A 1,797-nucleotide genomic window follows, 5' to 3' on the forward strand; every position below is an offset into this window, starting at 1 on the left:
GAGGAGCGGGGGCGGGGCGTCCGGGGTGCCTGAGGAGTCGGAGGTGTCAGAGGTGTCAGAGGTGTCGGCGGTGTCGGGGACGTTCACATCGGGGGTCGTCGGCGCGGTGTTCACAGCCGGGGCTGTCGATCCCCTGTCCGTCGCCTGAGAATCGTCCGACGTGTTCACATCATCCGGCGGCCCGACCCCAGGCATCAGCACCCCTGCCACCGCCCCGAGCCGCGGGGTCAGCACCTGCGCCAGCGCGCCCGGCAGCAGCCGGGCCAGGCGCTCGTCGGAACCCGCGCTCGCCGCCAGCCAGACGGTGGAGCGCTCATGGATCAGCAGCAGCGCGCACCCGGCGTGCACCAGCGCGGTGAGCGGACCCTCGGGATGCCCCGCGAGCTGCTGCCAGACCCTTTCGCGCAACGGGACTTCGGCGAGTTTCCCCTGCTTGCGCAGCCATCCCTCGACCTCCGCGAGCGCGAAGGAGGGGCTGGTCTCGGTACCTCCGACCGGCTTGGGGAAATCGGCGTGCCGACGGCGCCAGTTGCTGACGGCGGCCCGGCCCACTCCGGCGAGCCGCGCGATACCGGCCGCGGTCACCTCTGTCGCCTGATCCTGCACCGGCCCCGCTCCCCTCGTCCCGTTTGTGCCGAGCATACCGGCGTACACAAGATCCCTTCATTCACGGCGTGTTCACTGCGGAACACTGTGAACCATGTTGACTCGGTTCACAGGCTCTGCTGTTATTGACCCAGCGAACGCTTATCCGTTCGTATTCCACCAGCCCTGAAGGACTGTCATGCGTCTCTCGTCCCGTGCCGCCACGCTGCTCGCCGTCGCCACGGCCCTGCCCCTGGCCCTCACCGCCTGCTCCACCGGCTCCACGGACGCCTCCGCCCCGAGCGCGAAGCACACCAAGGCGAAGGACCCGAACGCCGGTCTGCTCACGGGTACGCAGCTGAAGAAGCTGCTGGCCCCCGCCTCCGCCTTCCCGGCCGGGTACACCGTCGAGGACGACAACACCGCCGACAGCGGCGCCTCGCTGCTGTCCACGTCCGCCCGGAAGACCACGAAGCCGGACTGCGTCAGCCTGGAGAGCACGTCCTGGATCCAGGTGACCGGCTACAAGAACAGCTCCTCGTTCGCGCAGAACGACTATGTGAACGCGCAGAAGACCGAGGAGATCGCCCAGGAGATCGACGAGTTCCCGGTCGCCCAGGCGAAGGACGCGATGAAGCAGATCGCGGCCGTCGCCACCCAGTGCGCCACGTTCACGGACACCGACGCGCACGCCAAGGTGAAGGTCGCCGGCAAGGCCACCGCCGGACTCGGCGACGAGGCGTACACGATGACGCTGACGAGCGGGAAGTGGCAGAACGGCACCACCCTCGTGGCGGCCCGCTCCGGCTCCTCCGTGGTCACCGTGCTGTCCACGGCGGGCAGTGACAACGGCGCCGCCTCCGCGAAGAAGCTGACGACGACGATCCTCGCCGGTCTGAAGAAGTAGCCCGCCCGCCGTCCCCCTGAAAGAGTGCCGATGCCCCTCGGTCCCGCCGGTACGGCAGCCTCCGGACCGGCCGCGGGGCGCGACGCGCCGGGAGCCTCTCTGCGTGCCGCGCTCGCCCTCGGGCTGCTGCTCGGGTTCTATCTGCTCGCCCTGTCGCTTCTCGTCGCCGTGGCGGCCCTGGACGTCGTGCTGGCCCGGGGCACGTTCACCGTCGTCACCGTCGAGGGCTGGCTCGGTTCGCTGGCCGTCGCCTGGTGCGTGCTGCGGGTCGTCGCGCTCGGCCGGCGGCCCGGGGAGGGGCGGGA

The 1,797-nt window shown here is 70.4% G+C and carries 1 protein-coding gene and 2 pseudogenes; 2 read left to right on the forward strand and 1 reads right to left on the reverse strand.

Annotated elements, in window-relative coordinates; translation table 11 throughout:
* Nucleotides 1-606: pseudogene (locus CCN72_RS41170) on the reverse strand (N-6 DNA methylase); the annotation flags it as partial.
* A gap of 178 nt (nucleotides 607-784) precedes the next feature.
* Here CCN72_RS41170 and CCN72_RS36460 point away from each other — a divergent pair.
* A complete protein-coding gene (locus tag CCN72_RS36460; protein ID WP_086812624.1) occupies nucleotides 785-1,492 on the forward strand; it encodes a hypothetical protein in 708 nt (235 codons plus the stop codon).
* Nucleotides 1,493-1,522: 30 nt separating this feature from the next.
* Nucleotides 1,523-1,797: pseudogene (locus tag CCN72_RS36465) on the forward strand (hypothetical protein); the annotation flags it as partial.

Source organism: Streptomyces murinus, from assembly GCF_002154555.1.
Taxonomy (GTDB): domain Bacteria; phylum Actinomycetota; class Actinomycetes; order Streptomycetales; family Streptomycetaceae; genus Streptomyces; species Streptomyces murinus.

Coding starts and splice junctions, on each gene's coding strand:
- CCN72_RS36460 (WP_086812624.1), top strand. CDS start 785: ATGCGTCTCTCGTCCCGTGCCGCCACGCTGCTCGCCGTCGCCACGGCC.